Below are 20,865 nucleotides of genomic sequence, written 5' to 3'. Positions count from 1 at the left end.
CGCTGAATCCGCGGTGCGACACGTTTCCACCACGCAGGCGGCCTGCCGATGGTCTTCACCGGCAGGCCGCCTGCGTTCTTCGGGAAGGGTCAGACTCTGGCCTCTTCCCTGGCCTCGGCCGGGGGACCCGAGGTCGCCTTGGGCGCGCGGCGTCCGGGCATCCACCAGTTGGCCTTGCCGCACAGTTCCATCACCGCGGGGACGAGGACCATCCGGACGATGGTGGCGTCGATGAGCACCGCGACGGCCATGCCCAGACCACCCTGCTTGACCGCGACGTCCGGGCCGAGCAAGGAGGTCGTGAAGACGGCGACCATGATGGCGGCCGCGGCGGTGATGACCTTGGCGGTCCGCGCCAGCCCGCGCGCGACGGCCTCCCGGGTGTTCCCGGTGCGCTCGTATTCCTCGCGGACCCGCGAGATCAGGAACACCTCGTAGTCCATGGACAGGCCGAACAGGACCGGGAAGATCATCATTGGCACCCAGGTCGTGAGCGGCATGGCGGTGGGGAAACCGAAGGCAGGGCCCAACCATCCCCATTGGACGACCGCGACGAGCACGCCGTAGGCGGCGCCTATCGACAGCAGGTTCATCACGGCGGCCTGCAGCGCGATCGTGACCGACCGGACCAGCGCGATCAGCAGTACCAGGGACAGCGCGATCACGACCGCGATCATCAGCGGCAGGCGCGAACCGATGTCATCGGCCTGGTCGATGGTGAGGGCGTTCGGGCCGCCGACGTAGACCTCTCCGCCGCCGGGTGCCTTGGGCAGCACGTCGCTGCGGAGCTGGTGCACCAGGTCGGTGGTCGCCTGGTCCTGGAATCCGGTCTTGGGGAAGGCCATGAAGGTCGCGGCCTGCCCGTCCGTGCTGACCTGAGCCGGCGTGACGTAGGCGACGCCCTCCGTGTTGCCGACCGCTTCGACGACGGGACGCAGATCCTCTGTGGACTTTGCCTGGGCGGCGAAGATCAGCGGTGCGCCGTAGCCGGGACCGAAGCCCTCGGAGAGAATCTCGTATGAGGTGTAGCTGCTCCGGTCGTGGGGCTGGACGCTGGCGTCGGGCAGGCTCAGCCGCATCGACAGCGTGGGGGCGGCCAGCACCAGCAGGGTCGCGCCGGCCAGAATCGTGGCGACCAGCGGCCGGCGCTGCACCACGCCGGCCCAGCGCTCGGCAAGGGTACGGCGCTCCGGGGACCCGGCGGCCTGCTGCCGGCGGGACGTGCGACGGGGCAGGCGCAGCGAGTTGATCTTGTGGCCGGTGAAGCCCAGGAACGCCGGCAGCAGGGTCACCGCGGCGATCATCGTGACCAGCACGATCACCGACGTGGCGACGGCTACTCCGGTCATCAGCCGTTGTCCCATGACGGTCAGGCCCATCATCGCGATCACGACGGTCGTGCCGGCGAACAGGACCGCGTGACCGGCCGTGGCGACGGCCTTGACCGTGGCGGTCTCGGGTTCGTCTCCGGCCTGCAGGCCGTCCTTGTAACGAGTCACTATGAACAGCGCGTAGTCGATGCCGACGCCGAGCCCGATCATCGCGGCGATGATCGGGGTGAAATCCGGTGAGGGGACCAGGTAACCAACCAGCTTCATGAGGGCGATGCCGGCGGCAATCGCCAGCAGTGCGGTCACGATCGGCAGGCCCATCGCCACCAGTGACCCGAAGGCGATGAACAAGATCACCGCTGCCGCCAGGATGCCGACGCTCTCGGCCGACCCCTGTGGGGGTGTCTCGGCCTTTTCCGCCTGAGTCCCGCCCATCCCGAGCGTCACGCCGTCGCCGGAGGCGTTCTTCACCATGTCCACCAGGGGCTTGACCTCGGTCTTGTCCACCTCCTTGTGGGTCAGCGGGATCGTCGTACGGGCGATATGACGATCCTGGGTCACCAGATGCTCGTCCCGATACGGCGAGGTCACCGGTCCTACCACGGGCGAGGTGGCCAGCTCGGCGAGGACCTTCTCGATCTTTTGCCGGGCGGCGGGGTCGTCGATCCCGTTGTCCGCCTTGATCGCGAGCGTCAGCGTGTCCCCTTGCCGTTCGGGGAAGTGCTCCTCGATCAGCGCCTGCGCCTTGGCGGAGTCGGTGTCTCCGCCGGAGAAGTCGTTGTCGGGGGCGGCGCCGTAGCCGAAGCCGGCGAACGCCACCGCGATCACGCCGACGATCCAGGTCAAGAGGACCAGGCGGCGCCGCCGGTAACAGAACCGGGCCAGGCCCGCCAGAACTCCGTCGGTACGGGCAGTGTCGGTTGCCATTGTCTTTTCCTCGGGTCTCGTCTTGTCTCAGCCGAGCACGCGCTCGTGGTGGATGCGGTCAGCCGGCGAGGTGGCGCGACGGGAGCGGGCCAGCGCGAGTCCACTGAGGACGGTGGCGATCAGCCCGACCACCAGGTCCACGAAGCCCCCGACAATTCCGTAGCCGGTGCCGGGACCACCGTCGGCGGCGGCCACCACCACGCCGCCGATGACCAGGCAGGCCAGCCCCGCCACCAGGGCCACCATGGCTCCCCTTTTCCCGGGGCGGGCGCCGGCACGACGGGAGCGGGCCAGCGCCAGCCCGCCGATGACCAGGCCGGCCAGCCCGGACACCGTGCCCACCAAGGACAGGAGACGCCCGGTGGTCAAGGTGTAGGAATCGACGGCTTGCTCGACCGCTGGTGCGGCGGTGGCTAACACGGACATGCGGTGCTCCTTCTTCTCCCCTGGGGCGGCGGTCGCCTGATCATCTCCGCCGGACCCACTGCCGGTCGTTCCCTGTACGCAGGCAATTTGCGTTGCTACCGCTGCCGTAGGAGCCGCGAACCTGCTGCGTGCGTAGTAGGCGACTGATCGTCTGCGCGCAGGAGTTGCCCGCGCGGATGTCCGGTTAGAGTGCAGGCATGAGCAGGGGACGGATCGCGGTCAGCGATTGGGCGATCGCCGCCGGTGTGGCGGCGGTTTTGCTGGTCGTCGGGCTGTCCGAGCAACACCCCGCCACGAGTTTCGGTCCGCTGGGCTACGTGTTGTTGATCGCCGGCGGCCTGGCGCTGGCGGCGCGCCGCTGGGCCCCGATCACCGTGTTGACCGTGACCGCGCTGTGCGCCCTGGGTTACCAGGCCCTCGGGTTCGACGTGCCTGCCGCCGCATATGTGGTCGCGGTGTACGCCACGTTCCGGACGGGACATCGCGTGGTCACGGTGGCGGGTTCGCTGATCTTGGTGGCAACGCTGCCGTTCGCGGTCCTGGTATCTCCCCGCGACCTGTCCCTGGGCGAGGCGTTCACGCATGCCCGCGGCGCCCTCGAAGCTGCCTGGCTGATCGCGGCCGGCGCGGCGGGCGAGGCGCTGCGACAAGCCGAGCGACGGGCGGATGAGGCCGAGCGCACCCGCGAGGAGACCGCGCGGCGCCGCGCCAACGAGGAGCGGCTGCACATCGCGCGGGAGCTACACGATTCGCTCACCCATCAGATCTCGGTCATCAAGGTGCAGGCCGAAGTCGCCGTCCACCTGGCCCACAAGCGAGGTGAACAGGTGCCCGAGTCGTTGCTGGCGATCCGGGAGGCCGGCCGTGAGGCGGCCAGGGAGCTGCGCGCGACTCTGGAGGCGCTGCGCGACGACGACAAGACGCCGCCGCGTGGGCTCGATCATGTTCCAGACCTGGTGCAACGAGCCCGGACGACCGGACTGGACGCGAAGCTGACGATCGAGGGAGACCGGAACGACGTGCCGGCCGCGGTGGACCGGACCGCGTACCGGATCGTTCAGGAGTCGCTGACCAACATCGCCCGTCACGCCCGCGCCGCCACCGCGTCGATCCGGATCGACCACCGTCCCGACGCTCTGGTCATCCGGGTCGATGACGATGGCAAGGCCACGCCGGACTCCGTGCCGGAGCCCGGCGTCGGGTTGCTCGGGATGCGCGAACGCGTCACCGCCCTCGGCGGTCGCCTGCGGGCGGAACCGCGCAGCGAGGGCGGCTTCACCGTCCAAGCCGAACTTCCCGTGGACCAGACGTCGTGATCCGTGTCCTGCTGGTCGACGACCAGCCGCTCATCCGCAGCGGATTCCGCGCGCTCCTTGACGTCGAGGACGACATCGAGGTGGTGGCCGAGGCCGCGGACGGTGCCGAGGGTCTGGCCCTGGCCAAGGAACACCTGCCCGACGTCGCGCTCATCGACATCCAGATGCCGGTCATGGACGGCATCGAGACGACCCGGCGCATCGCGGACGACCCGGCCCTGGGCTCGATGCACGTCGTCATCCTCACCAATTACGGCCTGGACGAGTACGTCTTCAACGCGCTGCGCGCCGGCGCGGCCGGGTTCCTCGTCAAGGACATCCAGCCGGAGGACTTCCTGCACGCCGTGCACGTCGCCGCCCGTGGCGACGCCCTGCTCGCACCGTCGATCACCCGCAAGCTGATCAACCGGTACGTCACCCAGCCGCTCAACCCCGGCACCGACACCGAACTGAAGGAACTGACCAATCGCGAACGCGAGGCCGTCGCACTGGTCGCGCAGGGCCTGTCCAACGACGAGATCGCCGACCGCATGGTGATCAGCGCACTGACCGCGAAAACCCACGTCAACCGGGCCATGACCAAGCTCCATGCCCGCGACCGCGCGCAACTCGTGGTCCTCGCCTACGAATCGGGCCTGGTCATCCCTCGAAACCGTTGATTGCGTGGTGAGGAAATCCCGTTCGTCGGGCGGGGTGAACTGCAGGGCCGGGGGAAATCTTGTCGCAAGCACCGTCCCCGGCGGGCCCATAACGCCGCGTAGGCGCTTTCGCTTTTTCGTGATCAGGTGCTGCTAGAAATACGCAATGCGGATCAGCCGGCTCCCGGTGACCGAGCAACTCGAAGCACTCCGCACCGCGCTGAGGCGCAACGAGTTGCTCATGGAGGTGCTCGATCGCGCGGCGACGCTTGCTCTTCCGGGCTGGTACCTGACCGCCGGCTGCCTGTTCCAGACCGTGTGGAACGTGGTCACCAACCGGCCGCCGAGCGAGGGCATCAAGGACTACGACCTGTTCTACTTCGACGGTTCCGACCTCAGCTGGGAAGCCGAGAACGAGGTCATCCAAGCAGGCAACCGCGTCTTCGGTGATCTGCCGGCCGTCGTGGAGATTCGCAACGAGGCGCGAGTCCACCTGTGGTACGAGGATCATTTCGGCGTGCCGTGTCCGCCCTACCCGTCCACCGAGGCGGCCATCGACTCGTTCGCGGCAACGACCTGTTGCCTGGGCGTCCGGCTCGATGGCGACGATCAGTGGCGCATCTACGCGCCGCACGGTCTGGCCGACGTGTTCAATCTCGTGGTCCGGCCCAACCCCGGGCAGGCTCCCCGTGACGTTTACGAGACCAAGATCCGGCGATGGCGCGAGCAGTGGCCCGGGCTGACGGTGCTGCCCTGGCCCGAAAACGAACTGCACCTACCTTGATGGTGTGAGCTTTCAGGGCGTTGTTTTCGTGTAATTGATGTTGAAGTCGTGTTGCCAGTTCTCGCCTGCGTCGAAGGATTTCTCCCAGCGGCCTTCAATGGTGGTGCCCTCGGTGCCGATGGTGGCTTCGAAGCGTTGGGAGAACTCGGCTGTGTTCCGCTGTAGCGTCCATCGGTGCCCGTCGAAGGTCATCCGGTAGACCCGGGAAACGCCGCGGTTGTCGGAGTACAGCACGTGAAAGTCGTCGGCGGAGTCGTCCCGGCCGATGATCCAGGTCGCGTTGTCGCCTTGGCGCATCACCAGGGCAGCGCCTTGTTCGACCCAGGCGAAGGTGGCCGAACCACGCACCCTCGTCTCGGGGTCGGGCAGGAACTCGGCGTTGAACAGGTCCATTTCCCAGTCGCCGACGAGGAGTTCCAGCGGTTGCAGGGCGGGATTCGTGGTCATCTCCGATTCCTTACCGTGAATCGAGCAGGTCCGTGCTCATCTATAACCCTAAGTTATTCAACCTACTGGTTGATAGTGGCCTCATGTTGGTCCGCTGTCAAGACGCCGAGACGTCGGAGCCGCCATCGAACGGTGACCCCGGGACTGGGATATCAGTTCCAGCTGAGTCGTATGTGAGTGAATGGTTTTCAGTGGACTAGGATGTTGCCCGTGACCGCTGCGCCGCAAGAGCTCCAATCGGCTCCGATGTCGCTGGCCGAGCGCGCCTATGCCGACATTCAGGACCGGTTGATCATGCTGGAGATTCCGCCGATGGCACCCATCGACGATCTGGCGCTGGCCGAATCCCTCGGCATCGGCCGCACGCCCGTGCGCGAGGCGCTCAAACGCCTCGAGGTGGATCGGCTGGTGGTGTCGTATCCGCGCCGGGGGACGTTCGCGACCGGGGTGGACATCACGGATCTGGCCCACATCTCGGAGATCCGGGTGCAGCTTGAACCGCTGGCCGCCCGCCGTGCCGCGGAGAAGGCCCCGCAGCCGGTCCGCACCAAGATCAACGAACTGGCCGAGACGATAGCCGGCACCGACGTGCGCTCGATGGCACGCAACGAGCTCATGCAGTGGGATCTCCGGGTACACCGGGAGATTTACCGCGCGGCAGGCAATCCACACCTCGAGGACACACTCGTCCGCTACCACAACCTCGCCACCCGGATCTTCTGCCTGTTCATCGACCGGATGACCGACTTCGACCGGCACATCGGCGAGCACGCCGGGCTTCTCCGTGCGGTGGCCGTTGGCGACGGCGACAGTGCGGAAAAGCGCGCGCATGCGCATGTCGTCGGGTTCGAGAAAGCGATCCGGGCGATCATTTGACCTTCGAGCCACCGCACCGGGGGTGGCAGCCGCATGGTTCGACGGGTGTCACATTCCACCGGTCCCGCACGGGCGAACGCACGTGCCGTGGGCTTACCGCTGGAGTTGGCGGGTCAGCCACCGGTGCAGCGCGACCGCGAGTTCGACGGGCGCGTCGTAGTGGATCAGGTGCCCTGCCTGGTCAATGATCTCCAGTGCTGCCCCGGGAATCGTCGTGGCCAACTGGTGCGCTCGATCGACCGGGATCCAGGTGTCCGCAGCGCCCCAGATGACCAGGACGGGCAGGTCGATCTCGCCGTACCGATCCTGGATCTCGTCGGTGAATCGCTCGTCGGCCGCGGCGATCTGCCGGTAGAAGGCAGGTTGCCCGTCGGAGGACAGCCACGGCGTGGTCAAGGTGTTCAGCTGGTCCTTCGACAGTCCCCGATGGGTCGCGGTGGCGATATAGGCCTCCAGCGCACCACGGTGCACCGCCGGGGGCTGCGCGGCGAACACCTCGTGATTGGCGGCCACGAGCCGGAAGTAGTCCGACCCCCACGGCCGCAGCGCCACCACATCGACCAGACACAGCGACGAGTACCGCGCTTGATGCAGCAGGTGCGCCCGTAGCGAGACGGCCCCGCCGTAGTCATGGGCGATCACATGCGGCTGGTCCAGGCCCCAGTAGGCCAGCAGATCGGTCAGCAACTCGGCTTGGGTACCGAGATCCACGGCGTGCCCGGCGTGCTTGGACGACTGCCCATAACCGGGCATGTCCCAGAGATAGACCGAAAACTCCGCGCTCAAGGCCCGGGCGAAGGGCACCCACAGCTGTGCCGACCACGGTGTGCCGTGGCACATCACGACCGCTGGGCCGGCACCGATCTTGTCCCACGCCACTGACCGGTCCCGCCATCGAAAGGTCTTCTTCAGCTGCATGACCGTATTCTGACGCGAGCGAAACACCGGGATGACCGCCAGGGGTGCCGGGATCGGCCTTACCCTCGCTGGCGGGCGCGTACGGCAGCGACCCGGCGGGCGGGCTCACTGAACGCCAGCTTAACCATGATCGACTGCTCCGCGTCGCGCCGTCGATCCCCGATTCGCACGTAGCAGTCCTGCGCGTCCGGGTTCTGCTCGTCGGCGAGGAACGCCCACTCGGCAAGGTGGAACGCCAGCCGCAGGTCGGAGTCGGCAAGTTCGAGCGCGCGTGCCGCGAGCACCTCCACACCACCGGCGAGGCGGGCGACCTCTCGCGCCCGGTCGGCCATTGGTGCGGGCAGCAGGTTGGCCGGGTACCGGTCCCACCAGCCGGCGTAGCGGCGGATCACGTTGCGGCAGATGAACTCAGGGCGGTCGTAGTGGGGCTGCAATCGCGGATGACCGGCGAGGTGTTCGGGTACGGCGAGTGAGTCGACGATCTCGTCGGGCAGCAGCCCGGCATTGAGCCCGTCGAGCGTGTGCCTGACGATGAACCGCAGGTATTCCGACATGGTCAGCAGTTCGTCGCGGATCGCCTCCGCGCCGCGCACGCACTCCCCGTGCCCGGTGATGATCACCTCCGCCGCGAGGGCCGCCATCTCCTCCGCCGCGTCGGCCCACTCCTCGGCGTACCGCTGCACCTTCCGGGGGTTGCCGGCGTTGGGGAGGTAGCCCACGACCAGGTCACCGGCCGCGATCACACTGCGCTCGGGAGCCCATACCCAGGCGGCGTCGTCGGTCTCGCCCTTGGCGTGGCGGACGACGAAACGTTCATCGCCCAGCCGCAGTTCGCAGCCGTCCTCGAACAGCATGTCCGGCCGGGGGAAGTCCTCGGGTTCACTGGGCCAGGCGCGCCCGCTGGCGCCCGGCTCCTGGAAGTTGATAACCGTGTTCAACCCGGCTGTCTTGCGGTATCGGTCGAAGTGCGTCACCAGGTTGCGGTGAGCGATGACGCGGGGCCGCTCGCCGTCGGCCAACAGCGCCCAGAGCCCGAACGCGTGGTCCACGTGGCCGTGCGTGAACACCACGGTGTGCAGCGGCTTGTCGCTGCAACTGCGGATCGCGTCCCGCAGCGTGGGGCCGTCTCCGGCGCAGCCACAGTCGACGAGCAGTAGCCCGGCGTCGGTCTCGAACAGGGCGACGTTCGAGATGCCCGGCTGGATCATCCACGTGCGAGCGGCCACCTGCTCGACCCGGGCGGGATGGCCGGCAGAGACCTCCCGCGCGGCGAGATGCCTGTTCTGGATCGGGTTGATGTCACCGAACGCACGCCGGGACAGGGCCACATGTGTCTCCGTGTCAAACCAGTCATCGGTGGTCGCCTGGGACATGGCCGCTCCTAAGTCAATCTGTCTTATTCGGATAAGTCACAGCGTCTTATAATGGCGGCATGTCTGTCAACAGCGAGTCCCGGTTGCGTATCCTCCTCGCCGCGGAGCGGCTGTTCGCCGAGCGTGGAATCGACGGCGTCTCGCTGCGGGAAATCGGCAGTGCATCGGGACACCGCAACAACTCGGCCGTCCAGTACCACTTCGGGACCAAGGACTCGCTCCTCGCTTCCTTGTACGAGCTGCGGATGGCGCCGCTGAACGAGCGCCGGAAGGCGGTGTTGCGCAAGATCCGGAAGGACGGGCGCCAGGGCGACCTCAGGGCGCTGGTCGAGGCATACGTGCTCCCGTTGGCCGAGTCGGTGAGCGAGGCGGAGGAATCGAGCTGGTACGCCCGGTTCGCGAACCGGTACGTGTTGTCCCGGAAGTCGTTCCCGGAGAGCTTTCGCGACGGTTTCGCCAGCGGCGTGTACGCCCTGCACCGCATGATCGCGGCTTGCCTTGAGGAGCTTTCCGTTCCGGTACGACAGGAACGGATCCGCCAGCTGCAGTTGCTCGTGGTCGGGGTGCTGGCCGACCTCGAGCGGCGGCGCGACGAGGAGCAGCTCTCGCCCGAGGACGCCCAGCGCACGGTGGCGGAACTCGTCGAGACCGCCGTGGCGCTGCTGGCGGCTCCCGCATCGGCCGGAACGCAGCGCTGACCGCGCGGCGCCCTCCGGCGGGGTCCCGGTGTGTGAGACCACCGTTCTTGGGGCGGTGTAACGGCTCTTACCTTCCTACAAACCCGGGCGCTGCCCAGCCACCCGGTAACCAAGGAGGGTCCCCGCCATGCCCCTCGACCGTAGTGAGCTCGCGATTTCCGCGAAGGCAACCACAAACCACGGGCGGCATCCCGTCCTGATCGTCGTCCTACTCGTACTGCTCACCGAGGTGTTCGCGTTCGAATTTACGGTGGTCACGCCCGGCCTGCCGGACATGGCCGCGGCCTTCGGCACCACCAGCATCGGCCTGGTGCAGTCGGTACCGCTGCTGGCCAGCGCGGTCGTGATACCGCTGTTGGCGAAATGGGGCGACGTCCACGGCAAGAAGCTCACGCTGTTGCTGGGGACGCTGCTGTTCGTGCTCGGCACGGTGCTGTGCGCACTGGCCCCGTCGTACGCGCTGTTCCTGACCGGGCGGGGGCTGGAGTCCTTCGGCCTGGTCGGCACGGTGATCAGCTACGGGTTGGTGCGTGACCTGCTGCCGCCGAAGTGGGTTCCGATCGGCATCGGTGGCCTGGGCACCGGTTTCGGCGCGTCCGCGGTGCTCGGACCCCTCGCCGGCGGCGCGCTGATCGACGCCTTCGGCTTCCGCAGCGGTTTCTGGTTCCTGCTGGTCTACGCGGTCATCACCGGACTGCTGGTCCTGCTGTTCGTGCCCGAGTCGGACGTCCGGCTCAGCCACACCCTCGACTTCACCGGTGCGGCCCTGTTGGGGATCGGCGTGGGCGCACTGATCTTCGCCAGCACCGTGCCGGCGTGGCGGCTGCCGGCCGCCGCGCTCGGCATCGTGCTCCTTGTGGTGTTCGTCCTGGTGGAACGACGCAAGAGCCAGCCGCTGATCTCCATGCGACTGCTGGCCCGGCCGGCCATGTCCATGACGCTGGCCTGCGCCGCGGCGGTGGGGTTCGTCGTCGGGTCTGAGGCTGTGCTCATGCCCCTACTGCTCCGTACGCCCGCCATACCGGGAGCGGAGCAGGGGTTGGGCCTGTCCGCCTTGGGCTACGCCCTCAACTTCGCGCTGGTCATGGGAGTCTGCGCGGCCGCCTGTGGTGTTCTCTCCGGTTTCCTCAGCAGAAGGTTCGGTCCCCGCACCGCCTTGCTGATCAGCGCCGCCGGATGGACGGTGTCGATGTGCCTGGTCGCTGCCGGGTTCGCCGACGACCGTTGGAAGGTCTGGGTGCTCGGGGCGCTGATGGGAATCGGGCAGGGCTTCTACTACGCCGCCGCGGCCAACCTCGTCATCGAGGCCGTGCCGGCGAAGGTTCAGGGGGTGAGCGCCTCGATGAAGTACACCGTCGAGCAGGGCGTGGGGTCGATCGCGGGCGCGATAGCCGGGGCGATCATCGCCGCCGACGTGGTGAAGATCGTGCCGAAATCCGGGGCGATCATCTACGGTATGGCAGGATTTCAGCAGGCTTTCCTGGTCCTGGCGGTGGCTGCGGCAGTAGGGCTCATCGTGGCGCTGTTGATGCGCCACGGCCGGAAACCCGCGACCGGTGGCGTCGCACCCGACGCCGCCGGGGATTGACCGGCGATCGCGGGGGCCAAGCCATCAGCCGGTTGGTTCCTCGGGCAGCACGCGACGGCGCAACTCGAAGACCGGGTCGAGGCCGTCACGCCGGCCGCGGGGCCCCTTCGCCTCCGGCTCGATCCGGGTGTCCACATCGGAGTGTGTCCATTCCCGCACCGCGAACCGCTCCACGATCGCCCACCGACCGTCCCGCCGTGCCATATGGTCGACATAACGGAAACCGGTGGTGAAGTTGCGGCGCGGATCCGATGGCGGGTCGCCCCAATGCACCGCGGTGCCGTACGTTTCGGCGACCGCGACATCGCCGCGGATTTCCGAGAGGTGGTTACCGACGATATGAGTGGTGCCGCCGAAAAGACGCAACAACGGAGCCACCCATGCGAGGTAGTCGTCGACCGGGCCGTCGAATCCGGTGTGGTGATCGACGCCGTCCGCGTGGTACACCGAGCGGACCAGGTCGAAGTCCAGCCGGTCGATGCCGCGGCAGTAGCGCATCACCACCTCGCGGATCGCCTGCTTGTCCAGGAGAATGCGCAACTCACCGGGCTCGGTCATTGGGCCACCAGCCAGCCGCCGTCGACCGGGAGCACGACCCCGTTGATGTAGGAGGCCAGCGGCGAGAGCAGGAAAAGGGTGGCGTACGCGATGTCGTCGCCGGTCGCCATCCGCTGCAGGGGGTTGCGTTGCAGCGACCGTTTCCCGACCTCACTCGCCGCGAAACCCGCCAGCCTCGGCGTGTCGACCATTCCCGGCGCGACCGCGTTGCTGCGCACCTGGCCGGTGCGATAGGTGGCGAGATATCTGGTGTAGCCGCTGACGGCGGCCTTGGTCGCGCAGTACCAGGGGGACTCGGTGCCGAGGAAGTTGCCCGCCACCGACGCGACGTTGACCACGGCGGCCCCGTCGGGGACTTCGCCGGCAAGCCAGGTCTCGGTCATCCGGCGCACACTGCCGACGCCGGCCAACAGACCATCGTCGAACGGCATCTCGACGGCGGACGACGGGCCGGCGTTGTTCACCAGGTAGCGGATCGGGCCGAGGTTCCGCGTGGTCGCGGCGAAACCGCGCTCGACCGCGGCGTTGTCGGAAACGTCGGCGGTGACCGCGATCGCGGTGCCGCCGGAATCGCTGATCGCACTGACCGTCTCACCGACCGTCCGCTCGTTGAGGTCCCACGCCGAGACGGCGAGCCCGACCTGTGCGGCACGCAGCGCGACGGCTCGTCCGATGCCACTGCCGGCGCCGCTGACCAGCAGCACATCGCCGGGGGTGAAGCCGAAGTTGAGATCGTCGTGACCGCTCATCGTCACCTTGTTTCCGTCTCGATGCGCCACCGCCTGGGTTTGCCCGTCTCTATCCAGTCGATGTGGACCTCGCGCCTGGAGAAGAGCCAACCCGCCCTGGTCTCGACGTAGCGGTCGGCGTAGTGCAAGTGCCAGACGATATTCCCGACTTCACCCGGGGCACGTTCACGGAGGTGGTGGGCGATGCAGGCCACTCGTCCGGTCGCGGTTCCCGGGTGCGTGCCGGGGTCGAAGACCGATCCGGTGATCGCATGCCGGGTCAACGGGAAGTCGTCGAGCGCGGCAAGCGCGGCACCGATTTCAGATCGTCCAGTGTGGACATCGACGGGGTCGAGGCGCCCCGGTGGTGACGGCATGACGAGGACGGCGTCCGTGCAGAACAGTTCGGGGGCCTCAGGCGAACGCTCATCGACGTAGGCGGCGTAGCGGGAGACCAGATCGGTCAGCTCGATTCGGTCCGCGGCGGACAGCCTCACGGCGCGCTCAGCTCCAGCCGCTTGGCGCATTCCGACAGTTCTTTCTTGGCGGCGGCGAGATCGGTCGTCGGCGAGGGCCGGAGCACGATGCGGCCGACGCCCCGTGCGGCGAGTTTCTCCGACTTCTCGGGCGTGATCGCGGAGACCAGGTGCCCCAGTGAGAGTTCGAGCGCGCCGGGATCGCGGCCGACGGCTTGGGCCTCGTCGCGCATCACGTCCACCAGCGTTGCCAGCTTTTCGCCGCTGACCCCAAGCGGCTGCAGGCCGTCGCCACGCCGCCCCGCCCGTCGCGCCGCGGCGAGGCTGTGCCCGCCGATATGGATGGGAACCCGGTGGGCCGGCTTCGGCCGGGTCACCGCGTTGGAGAAGGAGAAGAACTCACCGTGATGGCTCACCCCGGTTTCGGTGTCACCGGACCACAGCGCACGGAGCACGTCGATCTGTTCGTCCGCACGTCGTCCCCGGCTGGCGAACTCCGCGCCGCAGGCTTCGACTTCTTCCTTCATCCAGCCGACGCCGACGCAGAGCCGAACCCGGCCGTTCGACAGCGCGTCGATGGTGGCCACGCGTTTGGCCAGCACGACGGGGTGATGATTCGGCAGCACGAGCATTCCGGTGGCCAGCCCGAGCCTGCTGGTGCGGGCGGCGAGAAAGGCGAGCAGATCCAGCGGGTCGGGGATGTCGCAGCTCGCCCCCAGCTCCATCTTGCCGGACGAGTCGTAGGGATAAACGCTGGAATACGTGGCGGCCACGACGGCGTGCTCCACCACAACAATCGACTCGAATCCGCACTCCTCGACGTGCTCGGCGAACTCGCCGATCCACTCCGGTCGTGCGGTGACTCCGGCGGCAACGGGGGCCAGGACCGCATATTTCATGCTCGTCATGCTACCCAAGCGAGCGTTTGGTTGGCTACCGGTCAGCAGCCGGTCGCGCTGCGATCCCGGTGCCGGCGGGCAGCGGGCGGAATGGCCGGACGTGGCTTGGCGGAGAACCCGTCCAGGAAGATCGAGGTGACATCCTCGGCGAGCCGCTCCGTCGGGTTAGGACCCTTGGGGCGGTGCCATCGTGTCGACAGCCAGACGGCGTCCCGGATCGACCGGTAGAACACCCTTGGCTCGATGTTGTCGCGGAAGCTGCCGTCCCGCACGCCCTCGTTGATCACCTGCAACCAGGTCTGCTGGATATCCGCGGCGGCGAGCTGGACGTGCCGGAACCGCGGTTGTTCGCGAAGATAATGCAGTTCGTTCTGGTAGATCACGGTCGCATGTGGACACTCCTCCGCGACCAGCAGCGAGGCGTATACCAGCTCGTGCAGCCGTTCGGCCGGACTCTTCTCGCCGGCCATCACCTCGGCGTAGCGCTTCTTGATGTTGTCGAGATAGTAGCCGAGCACCTCGTCGACAATCGCATCTTTCGACTCGAAGTGATGGTACAGGCTGCCCGATAGAATGCCGACCGCGTCGGCGATTTCGCGGACGGTCGTCGCACCGACACCCTTGCGCGCGAACAGTTCGGCCGCACAGGAGATGATGAGATTCCGGCGGTCTTGCGGCTCTGCCATACTGCTGCCTCCCGCGTTTCGAATACGCCGGATGCCTCGAGCTACATCCAGTTCCCACCGGATCCTACGGCGAGCAGCGAGTTCATGGCCTCGGGTGACCATGTTTCGGGCAGTTCGGGTGCCGGACGGTAATGCCGGGGGCGTATTGCGCGTCGTTCGCCGAACAGCTCGATCGAAGCCTCTTTGGCGGCACGCGCCACCAGCGGCGCGACCCGCTCGAGTTGCGCGTCCACCTTCCCGCACAGCGATATGCCGGCCACCGGTCCCTCCGCGGAGCGGATGGCCGCCGCCACGCTGGGAAAACACTCGTCGCGCTCGAAGGCAAGCCCGTTGCGTCCCCGGATCCTGGCCAGCTCCTGGTGCAAGGTTTCCAGCCGGCGGCCGGACCGATTGACCTGGCGGGTCATCGCGCCGCCGACCTGCAGGTCAACGTGTTCCGGAGGCAGCCACGCCAACATCGCCTTGCCCAGCGCGGTGGAATGCGCCGGTGCGCGACCGCCGACCCAGGACGGTACTTTCGCCGCGAAGTGCCCGCCCACCTTGTCGAGATAGCAGATGTCCGCGTCCGCGAGGACCGCGAGATGCGCGACCATCCCGGTGCGCAGAGCCAAGTCGTGCAAGGATGCGGCGGTTGCCTCCCGCAGCCGCCCGTGCCCGCCGTCGTTGCCGAAGGACAGCGCACGGCTTCCGATGCAGTACCCGGACGGGGTCTGTGCCAGCCAGCCAAGTCTCACCAGATCGACAAGGATGCGGTGGGTCGTGGACCGGGGCAGGCGGGTGGCCCGGGCGACGTCCTCGATGGAAAGCCGTACCGCCCGGCCGTAGAAGCAGTCCATGATCAGGGTCATCCGGTCGAGCATCGACGGCGGAGGCGGCGTGGTACGGCACTGCCGGGCGGCGGGAACGCTAGTGGTCATCAGTGTTCCTCCGCGGCTTTGCGCGCGACCGTGTCCTGTGGGGGCTCGGCCCCCACACCCCGACTGGGGGCAAGCCCCCAGACCCAGCGCCTTGCGGGGGCTCCGCCCCCACACCCCCGACTGGGGGCAAGCCCCCAGACCCAGCGCCTTGCGGGGGCTCCGCCCCCACACCCCCGACTGGGGGCAAGCCCCCAGACCCAGCGCCTTGCGGGGGCTCCGCCCCCACACCCCCGACTGGGGGCAAGCCCCCAGACCCCCTTGACTGTGTCGACAGGGCGCTGCATACGGGGTCGAGTCAAGTCGGCGATGAGGGCGCCCCGCCGCCCCGATGGCGGGACAAAGGCGCGCGCTCGGTGGTCACCGTGATTGCCGCGAGTCAACACAAGAGGTGTCATCGATGCTCCAATCTCAGCGCGCGGCCGCGCGCCCCGCGACCCGACCGAAGGCGAGCGCATCCGCGATGTGCATGCCGCCGTCCTTGCACCAGCTGTAGGTGGAGCTGACGCTGCCCGCGGCGAACAATCCCTTGATCACCTCACCGTAGGGGTCGAGAACCTGGCAGTTCTCGTTCCGGCGAGGCCCGCCGTTGCTCCACCCCACCATCGGGGCGGAGGTGAACCCGTAGTACGGAGGTGTGCGCAACGGCACCAAGGTCCGATGTGGACGACCGAACTGGGTGTCTTCGCCCTGCTCACAATCGGCGTTGTAACGCCGCACCGTCGCGGTAAGCACCGCCGGATCGACGTCGAGCTTGTTCGCCAGTTCCCCGATCGTTTCCGCCTTGTGAATCCAGCCCTTCTCGATCTCGACGCTGTTGTCAGCGCTCCAGTCGTATCCCTCGACGAGGAGGTTCCAGCCGACCGGCAGCATCTCGCGGCGTGGCGAGATCGGGCCGGCGACCCGGGTCGCCTCGTCGAAGACCACGTGCAGGCGACGACTCGGCACGTGCTCGTATCCACCGTGAATCCTGGCCTGCCCATGGCCGGCCTGTGGCAGCTCGTTGATGCACCTGCGGCCGTCGAGGCCGACGAAGATGAAGCCCTGGGCGAAGGAGAACCGGGTGTAGAAGCCACTGGAGAAACCGGGAACGCGTAACCCCTCGATGGTCATCATGTTGTCCATGTGCCACAGATCGGCGCCGGCCTTTTGCGCCATCTTGTGCCCGTCGCCCGTGGCCGCCGGATTACCCCAGGTAAGCGTGTCCGGCAGGCGGAGGTAGTCCCGGACCATCTCCGCGTTCGCCTCGAAGCCCCCGGTCGCGAGCACGACACCGCGAGCGGCACGGACCCGCAAGGTATGGCCGCTCGGCTCGGTTGCCACCACGCCGAGCACCGCACCGGTGTCTCGATCCTGCACCAGCGAACGGGCGGGCGTCTCGGGTCGCACCTCGATTCCGCGGGTTTTCACCGCCTGTAGCAGCGTCTCGGCCAGTACCGCGTTACCCATCTGGCCGTTCACCGCCCGGTAGCCGCCGTAGGCGTCGCTGCCGTCCAGCTCAGGGAATTCCGGGGGTATCTCGCTGTCGCCGCCATCGCCGATGGCCGCGCTCACCGCCGCTACGCGCGCGCCGACCCGCTCCTGCATCCATTGCGTGTTCAACGCGGTTTCCTCGGCCCAGGTCCTGACGACCGGTTCCGGCAGCGGATAGCCGGCGCACAGGCTTCGCAGGTACACCGCGGCCCGTTGTGGATCTCGGTTGTGGAACCAGGCGCCGCCGGAAACCCGGGTGTTGCCACCCTCCTTGCCGTGCGGCAGCTTTTCCAGCACGAGCACGCGAGCACCGGCGTCGTGAGCTTCGATCGCGGCCGCGCATCCGGCGGCGCCGGCGCCGAGCACGACGACGTCCGCCTCCGCGTCCCATTCTTCCTCGAGTGTCGCCGCGACCTTCGCGTCCATCCCTGACCAGCCCTTCTCGACCAATGACTGACCGTTGCAGCTGTATCAAGCGCTTGGTTGAGGTTAGCAATCGACCCTGCGTCATGCAATGCTGCGCCGGTGCCCGAGGCAGTCGCCCACTGAGTGGGACGGGCCGGCCGAGATCGCGGGTGGCCATGGTTGGTTCCAGGCGGGCTCAGCGGAAAACCGGAGGCGGTGGCGCACACATGAGACGCCTGGCGAACCGACCAGCGGCCGAAGGGCCGACGTGGTACTACGTGCTGATCGTCGTGGCGATCGCGCTGGTCACCGAGAACGCGAATTTCGAGTTCACCCTGGTGAGTGTCGGCCTCCCCGATATCGCGGCGGAATTCCAAACCAAGCAGGTCGCGCTGACCATGACCGTCGTTTTCGTGGCCTCTCTCGTTTTCCTTCCCGTTGCGGGAAAGCTGGCCGACGTGCACGGCAAGAAAAAGGTATTGATAGGCGCCGCGATACTGTTCGCCATCGGATCGGTGATCTGCGCACTGGCCCCGTTCTTCTGGCTGTTCCTCCTCGGCCGGGTCATGCAATCGGCGTTCGTGATCGCCTACGTCACTGGGTACGGGCTCATCCGCGACCTGTTCCCGCCGCGACTGGTGCCGCTGGGAGTCGGCGCGCTCGGTGTCGGCACCGGGGTCTCCGCGTTCGCCGGTCCACTGCTCGGCGGCTACCTCGTCGAGAATTACGGATTCCGGAGCGCGTTCTGGTTCGTTTTCGGCTATGACGTCATAGTTACCACACTGGTGTTGCTGGTGGTCCCGGAAACACGAGTTCGCGCGAAACATCGAATCGACGTGCTCGGCGGTGTGCTGCTCGGCTTGGCCATGGCGATACTGGTGCTGGGCGTGGTCCAGCGGCAGACGCTTGCCTACGCGATCCCGCTGTGCGTGGTGCTGTTGGCCTTGTTCGTGCTTCTGGAACGGCGGCGTGCCGAGCCATTGGTCGACGTCGGTCTCGTGAGGCAACCGAAGGTATGGCTGACGTTGCTCGCGGCAGGCGCCGGCATTTTCGTGTCCACGGCCAACAGTTCGGTGCTCGCGCCTCAGCTGCTGCGTACTCCTCGCGTGCCCGGTGTGGCCGAGCATGGCCTGGGCCTGAGCGCGTTGGACTACGGTGTCTACTATGGACTTTGGTTCGGGTTGGTCGGTGCGGTGGCAGGGTATGTCGCGGGCTGGGTCAGCCGGCGGTTCGCGCCACGGACCACGCTGCTGATCGCCATCATCGGGTCGATGGCCGGCGTGATATTCATCCTCGCCGGTCAACCGAGCAACCACGTGATGATCGGGCTGATCGCCGCCTTCATGGGCGTCGGTCTTGGTTTCTTCTACGCGGGCGCGAACAACCTCATCATCGAGGCGGTTCCGACGAATGCGCAAGGCGTCACGACTTCCCTGCTCTACACGGCGCTCGGCGTCATGAACTCGGTCTGTACGGCCGTCGCTGGTGCGATCATGGCGGCGTATTCGGTGCCCGTCGGCAGCGGTAAGACGATCACCAGCGATACCGGGTACCAGGTTGCCTACCTCGTGCTCCTCGGGGTGAGTGTGCTGGCCCTGGCCCTTACGTTGGCGATGCGGCACGGTCGCAGACCCGCCAGCGGCGGTGCGGCACCGGACCGTGCGGCGCCGACGACCGACAAGCACCAGCCCGCCACGAGTTAGGTGAGCGATATGGGCGAGTGGGAACACCGGTTCTGCCGGATCAACGGGCTGGACGTGCACTATGTCGAACAGGGCAGCGGGCCGTTGGTGGTGCTGCTGCACGGTTTTCCGCATCTTTGGTACAGCTGGCGCCACCAGATCGGCCCGCTCGCCGAAGCGGGATTCCGGGTCGTCGCCCCCGACATGCGCGGTATGGGGCGCACGTCAGGTCCGCGGGACTGTCGCGGCTACGACGTGCCCGCGGTCACCGGTGACCTACTGGGGCTGCTGGATCACCTCGGAGGCCGGAGGGCGATTTTCAGCGGACTGGACTTCGGGATGTTCGCCGCGTACGACCTTGCCCACCGCCACCCGGAGCGGGTCGCCGCCCTCATCGGACTCCAGAATCCGTTCATCAACCAGCCCGAGAAGCCGCCGCTGGCGCTCGCCGCCGAGGCCGGCCGGAAGCACTTCTACCACATTCACTACTTCATCGAACCCGGCGTGGCGGACCGTGATCTCGATGCCGCACCCCGAACCTTCCTCCAGAAGGTCTTCTTCGCGCTCTCCGGGGACGCGGACTACCTGTCGTCATGGCAGCACCCGCCAGGCACGACATACATCGATGCGCTGCCGGAAGCGCCGCCGCTGCCGTGGAAATGGCTGTCGGCGGCGGAACTGGAACTCTACGTGGAGAACTACAGCGCGAGCGGCTTCACGGGCGGGCTGAACTGGTACCGGGTGTCGGATATCAGGTGGGAGCAACGCAAGGCGTACCAGGGAAAGAAGATTACCGTTCCGTACTTCTTCATCGGCAGCGAGAAGGACGTCGATCTCGCCGTCTGGCACGGTAAGGAGCCGTTGGAGCAGTTGCACCAGCGGTATCAGGATGTGCGTGACGTCCGCATTCTCGACGGTGCGGGTCACATGATGCAGATGGAGCGGCCCGATGCGGTCACCGAGGTTATGGTGGAATTTCTCGAGTCACTGAGAGCGGGTCTGTAGCGGGTGATGGCGGCCGCGAGGGCGAGGACTGGGTGGGTTTCGGTTTGTAGCGGGTGCTCCCACGATGTCGCGTCACCGTGGCCGCCAGTCGGCCTGTAGGACGAAGAACAGGAACCTCGGGGCGGGCGCGAGCAGGTCGACGTCGTCGGGGAACAGTTCGCGGGCGGCCGGAACTGGCGGCGTGTTCGAACTCGGTGCCATGTTGGTGTGGGAGCGGCCGGAGCCGCCGTATCGACCGGCGGCGCGGCGGCATTGTTGCTCCGCGGTGGGTGGCACGAGCCGTTGCCATTGCTGATCGGACAGGTCGCGCCGGCTCAGCCATTCCTAATCCACGACAGCGACCTACCAGATATATCCATCAAGATCCGCGGGACACGTGCTGGAAGAAATTTCTACAAGCCGCTACATGAGCCACGCTCGTACGTGAACTTCTTTCGCGTGTGACGTTCGGTCATGGGTTCGATACAATGGGTGCATGTCGTCTCAGAGTTCCGAGTCCGTGCCTGAGCAGATGCTCGTCGATGTCTTGACTGCCGAGGAGATGTCGGTGTACTGCGTGTATGAGCCGGATTTGGTGGATCCGTTTCCGGAGANTCCGGCGCGGGTGCTGGCTCGTCGTGGGTTGTTGCGGCGTATTCAGTCCACGCAGGCCGAGATCTGCCGGTTGCAGGCGATGCAGTACGAGGCGGTCGCCGAGTTCGCCGGTAAAGCCGAGGA

The 20,865-nt window shown here is 67.2% G+C and carries 21 protein-coding genes; 8 read left to right on the top strand and 13 right to left on the bottom strand.

All coding sequences use genetic code 11. The features are described 5' to 3' along the window. Positions 1-89 precede the first annotated feature (89 nt). Entirely contained in the window at positions 90-2,258 is a 2,169-nt protein-coding gene (locus A3CU_RS0132060) for an MMPL family transporter (protein ID WP_027945698.1), read from the bottom strand. A 27-nt stretch (positions 2,259-2,285) separates the two neighbouring features. Then, complete coding sequence (locus tag A3CU_RS47770) at positions 2,286-2,684, bottom strand: DUF6223 family protein (protein ID WP_052372532.1); 399 nt, start codon at positions 2,682-2,684, stop codon at positions 2,286-2,288. Between the two features lie 197 nt (positions 2,685-2,881). On the opposite strand from A3CU_RS47770, the gene A3CU_RS0132050 reads away from it, so the two are divergent. The 3 genes from A3CU_RS0132050 to A3CU_RS0132040 all read left to right on the top strand — a co-directional run bounded on the left by A3CU_RS0132050 (position 2,882) and on the right by A3CU_RS0132040 (position 5,422). Then, positions 2,882-4,000: a sensor histidine kinase gene (locus A3CU_RS0132050; protein WP_027945697.1), complete on the top strand. Its 1,119-nt coding sequence runs from the start codon at positions 2,882-2,884 to the stop codon at positions 3,998-4,000. Next, positions 3,997-4,659, top strand: coding sequence for a response regulator (locus A3CU_RS0132045; RefSeq protein ID WP_027945696.1), 663 nt, complete (start codon positions 3,997-3,999; stop codon positions 4,657-4,659). The genes A3CU_RS0132050 and A3CU_RS0132045 overlap by 4 nt, the downstream gene beginning before the upstream one ends. Before the next feature lie 145 nt (positions 4,660-4,804). Next, positions 4,805-5,422, top strand: a complete 618-nt coding sequence (locus A3CU_RS0132040; protein WP_027945695.1) for a nucleotidyltransferase family protein — start codon at positions 4,805-4,807, stop codon at positions 5,420-5,422. 12 nt (positions 5,423-5,434) lie between these two features. Here the strand turns inward: A3CU_RS0132040 and A3CU_RS50225 are convergent, their stop codons facing one another. Further along, on the bottom strand, positions 5,435-5,869 hold the full coding sequence (locus tag A3CU_RS50225; RefSeq protein WP_052372530.1) for a hypothetical protein: 435 nt from the start codon (positions 5,867-5,869) through the stop codon (positions 5,435-5,437). 201 nt (positions 5,870-6,070) lie between these two features. Here A3CU_RS50225 and A3CU_RS0132030 point away from each other — a divergent pair, with 201 nt between their 5' ends. Beyond that, on the top strand, positions 6,071-6,745 hold the full coding sequence (locus A3CU_RS0132030) for a GntR family transcriptional regulator (RefSeq protein WP_043843293.1): 675 nt from the start codon (positions 6,071-6,073) through the stop codon (positions 6,743-6,745). A gap of 93 nt (positions 6,746-6,838) precedes the next feature. Here A3CU_RS0132030 and A3CU_RS0132025 read toward each other — a convergent pair whose 3' ends face one another. Both A3CU_RS0132025 and A3CU_RS47760 read right to left on the bottom strand, forming a co-directional pair. Continuing rightward, the gene (locus A3CU_RS0132025; RefSeq protein WP_027945693.1) at positions 6,839-7,663 is read right to left on the bottom strand and encodes an alpha/beta fold hydrolase; all 825 of its coding nucleotides are present in this window, start codon (positions 7,661-7,663) and stop codon (positions 6,839-6,841) included. Positions 7,664-7,722: 59 nt separating this feature from the next. Further along, on the bottom strand, positions 7,723-9,036 hold the full coding sequence (locus A3CU_RS47760; protein ID WP_052372528.1) for an alkyl sulfatase dimerization domain-containing protein: 1,314 nt from the start codon (positions 9,034-9,036) through the stop codon (positions 7,723-7,725). Positions 9,037-9,095: 59 nt separating this feature from the next. Here A3CU_RS47760 and A3CU_RS0132015 point away from each other — a divergent pair, with 59 nt between their 5' ends. Together A3CU_RS0132015 and A3CU_RS0132010 are read left to right on the top strand one after the other, a co-directional pair. Then, complete coding sequence (locus A3CU_RS0132015; RefSeq protein ID WP_027945692.1) at positions 9,096-9,734, top strand: TetR/AcrR family transcriptional regulator; 639 nt, start codon at positions 9,096-9,098, stop codon at positions 9,732-9,734. 127 nt (positions 9,735-9,861) lie between these two features. Continuing rightward, positions 9,862-11,322, top strand: a complete 1,461-nt coding sequence (locus tag A3CU_RS0132010; protein ID WP_027945691.1) for an MFS transporter — start codon at positions 9,862-9,864, stop codon at positions 11,320-11,322. A 24-nt stretch (positions 11,323-11,346) separates the two neighbouring features. On the opposite strand, the gene A3CU_RS0132005 is transcribed toward A3CU_RS0132010, so the two are convergent. The 7 genes from A3CU_RS0132005 to A3CU_RS0131975 form a co-directional block, all read right to left on the bottom strand. Continuing rightward, a complete protein-coding gene (locus tag A3CU_RS0132005) occupies positions 11,347-11,880 on the bottom strand; it encodes a nuclear transport factor 2 family protein (RefSeq protein ID WP_027945690.1) in 534 nt (177 codons plus the stop codon). Beyond that, a complete protein-coding gene (locus tag A3CU_RS0132000; protein WP_052372526.1) occupies positions 11,877-12,629 on the bottom strand; it encodes an SDR family NAD(P)-dependent oxidoreductase in 753 nt (250 codons plus the stop codon). The genes A3CU_RS0132005 and A3CU_RS0132000 overlap by 4 nt, the downstream gene beginning before the upstream one ends. 2 nt (positions 12,630-12,631) lie before the next feature. Next, entirely contained in the window at positions 12,632-13,105 is a 474-nt protein-coding gene (locus A3CU_RS0131995) for a nuclear transport factor 2 family protein (RefSeq protein WP_027945688.1), read from the bottom strand. Continuing rightward, entirely contained in the window at positions 13,102-13,983 is an 882-nt protein-coding gene (locus tag A3CU_RS0131990; protein ID WP_027945687.1) for an LLM class F420-dependent oxidoreductase, read from the bottom strand. Before A3CU_RS0131990 ends, A3CU_RS0131995 begins: the two co-directional genes overlap by 4 nt. Before the next feature lie 41 nt (positions 13,984-14,024). After that, positions 14,025-14,669, bottom strand: a complete 645-nt coding sequence (locus A3CU_RS47755) for a TetR/AcrR family transcriptional regulator (RefSeq protein ID WP_052372524.1) — start codon at positions 14,667-14,669, stop codon at positions 14,025-14,027. A 41-nt stretch (positions 14,670-14,710) separates the two neighbouring features. Further along, a complete protein-coding gene (locus A3CU_RS0131980; protein WP_027945686.1) occupies positions 14,711-15,586 on the bottom strand; it encodes an IclR family transcriptional regulator in 876 nt (291 codons plus the stop codon). Positions 15,587-15,994: 408 nt separating this feature from the next. Next, positions 15,995-17,482 (bottom strand): FAD-dependent oxidoreductase, encoded by a 1,488-nt coding sequence (locus tag A3CU_RS0131975; RefSeq protein WP_052372522.1) that lies wholly within the window; start codon positions 17,480-17,482, stop codon positions 15,995-15,997. A gap of 206 nt (positions 17,483-17,688) precedes the next feature. On the opposite strand from A3CU_RS0131975, the gene A3CU_RS0131970 reads away from it, so the two are divergent. Together A3CU_RS0131970 and A3CU_RS0131965 are read left to right on the top strand one after the other, a co-directional pair. After that, on the top strand, positions 17,689-19,164 hold the full coding sequence (locus tag A3CU_RS0131970) for an MFS transporter (protein ID WP_027945684.1): 1,476 nt from the start codon (positions 17,689-17,691) through the stop codon (positions 19,162-19,164). A 9-nt stretch (positions 19,165-19,173) separates the two neighbouring features. Then, positions 19,174-20,148, top strand: coding sequence for an alpha/beta fold hydrolase (locus A3CU_RS0131965; protein WP_027945683.1), 975 nt, complete (start codon positions 19,174-19,176; stop codon positions 20,146-20,148). 72 nt (positions 20,149-20,220) lie between these two features. Here the strand turns inward: A3CU_RS0131965 and A3CU_RS55275 are convergent, their stop codons facing one another. Then, a complete protein-coding gene (locus A3CU_RS55275; RefSeq protein WP_281174171.1) occupies positions 20,221-20,349 on the bottom strand; it encodes a hypothetical protein in 129 nt (42 codons plus the stop codon). Positions 20,350-20,865 lie beyond the last annotated feature (516 nt).

Origin of the sequence: Amycolatopsis taiwanensis DSM 45107, assembly GCF_000519205.1 — a bacterium.
GTDB classification, from domain to species: domain Bacteria; phylum Actinomycetota; class Actinomycetes; order Mycobacteriales; family Pseudonocardiaceae; genus Amycolatopsis_E; species Amycolatopsis_E taiwanensis.
Note: the sequence above shows the minus strand (reverse complement) of the source record. Positions and strands in the feature narration are given on the sequence as shown.

Bases quoted from the DNA above. Each gene is read 5' to 3' on its own strand.
- A3CU_RS0132040 (WP_027945695.1), top strand. From the start codon at position 4,805: ATGCGGATCAGCCGGCTCCCGGTGACCGAGCAACTCGAAGCACTCCGC.
- A3CU_RS47760 (WP_052372528.1), bottom strand. From the start codon at position 9,036: ATGTCCCAGGCGACCACCGATGACTGGTTTGACACGGAGACACATGTG.
- A3CU_RS47770 (WP_052372532.1), bottom strand. From the start codon at position 2,684: ATGTCCGTGTTAGCCACCGCCGCACCAGCGGTCGAGCAAGCCGTCGAT.
- A3CU_RS0132030 (WP_043843293.1), top strand. From the start codon at position 6,071: ATGTTGCCCGTGACCGCTGCGCCGCAAGAGCTCCAATCGGCTCCGATG.
- A3CU_RS47755 (WP_052372524.1), bottom strand. From the start codon at position 14,669: ATGGCAGAGCCGCAAGACCGCCGGAATCTCATCATCTCCTGTGCGGCC.
- A3CU_RS0131965 (WP_027945683.1), top strand. From the start codon at position 19,174: ATGGGCGAGTGGGAACACCGGTTCTGCCGGATCAACGGGCTGGACGTG.
- A3CU_RS0131990 (WP_027945687.1), bottom strand. From the start codon at position 13,983: ATGAAATATGCGGTCCTGGCCCCCGTTGCCGCCGGAGTCACCGCACGA.
- A3CU_RS0131975 (WP_052372522.1), bottom strand. From the start codon at position 17,482: ATGGACGCGAAGGTCGCGGCGACACTCGAGGAAGAATGGGACGCGGAG.
- A3CU_RS0132060 (WP_027945698.1), bottom strand. From the start codon at position 2,258: ATGGCAACCGACACTGCCCGTACCGACGGAGTTCTGGCGGGCCTGGCC.
- A3CU_RS55275 (WP_281174171.1), bottom strand. From the start codon at position 20,349: ATGGCACCGAGTTCGAACACGCCGCCAGTTCCGGCCGCCCGCGAACTG.
- A3CU_RS0132015 (WP_027945692.1), top strand. From the start codon at position 9,096: ATGTCTGTCAACAGCGAGTCCCGGTTGCGTATCCTCCTCGCCGCGGAG.
- A3CU_RS0132050 (WP_027945697.1), top strand. From the start codon at position 2,882: ATGAGCAGGGGACGGATCGCGGTCAGCGATTGGGCGATCGCCGCCGGT.
- A3CU_RS50225 (WP_052372530.1), bottom strand. From the start codon at position 5,869: ATGACCACGAATCCCGCCCTGCAACCGCTGGAACTCCTCGTCGGCGAC.
- A3CU_RS0132010 (WP_027945691.1), top strand. From the start codon at position 9,862: ATGCCCCTCGACCGTAGTGAGCTCGCGATTTCCGCGAAGGCAACCACA.
- A3CU_RS0132025 (WP_027945693.1), bottom strand. From the start codon at position 7,663: ATGCAGCTGAAGAAGACCTTTCGATGGCGGGACCGGTCAGTGGCGTGG.
- A3CU_RS0131980 (WP_027945686.1), bottom strand. From the start codon at position 15,586: ATGACCACTAGCGTTCCCGCCGCCCGGCAGTGCCGTACCACGCCGCCT.
- A3CU_RS0131970 (WP_027945684.1), top strand. From the start codon at position 17,689: ATGAGACGCCTGGCGAACCGACCAGCGGCCGAAGGGCCGACGTGGTAC.
- A3CU_RS0132000 (WP_052372526.1), bottom strand. From the start codon at position 12,629: ATGAGCGGTCACGACGATCTCAACTTCGGCTTCACCCCCGGCGATGTG.
- A3CU_RS0132005 (WP_027945690.1), bottom strand. From the start codon at position 11,880: ATGACCGAGCCCGGTGAGTTGCGCATTCTCCTGGACAAGCAGGCGATC.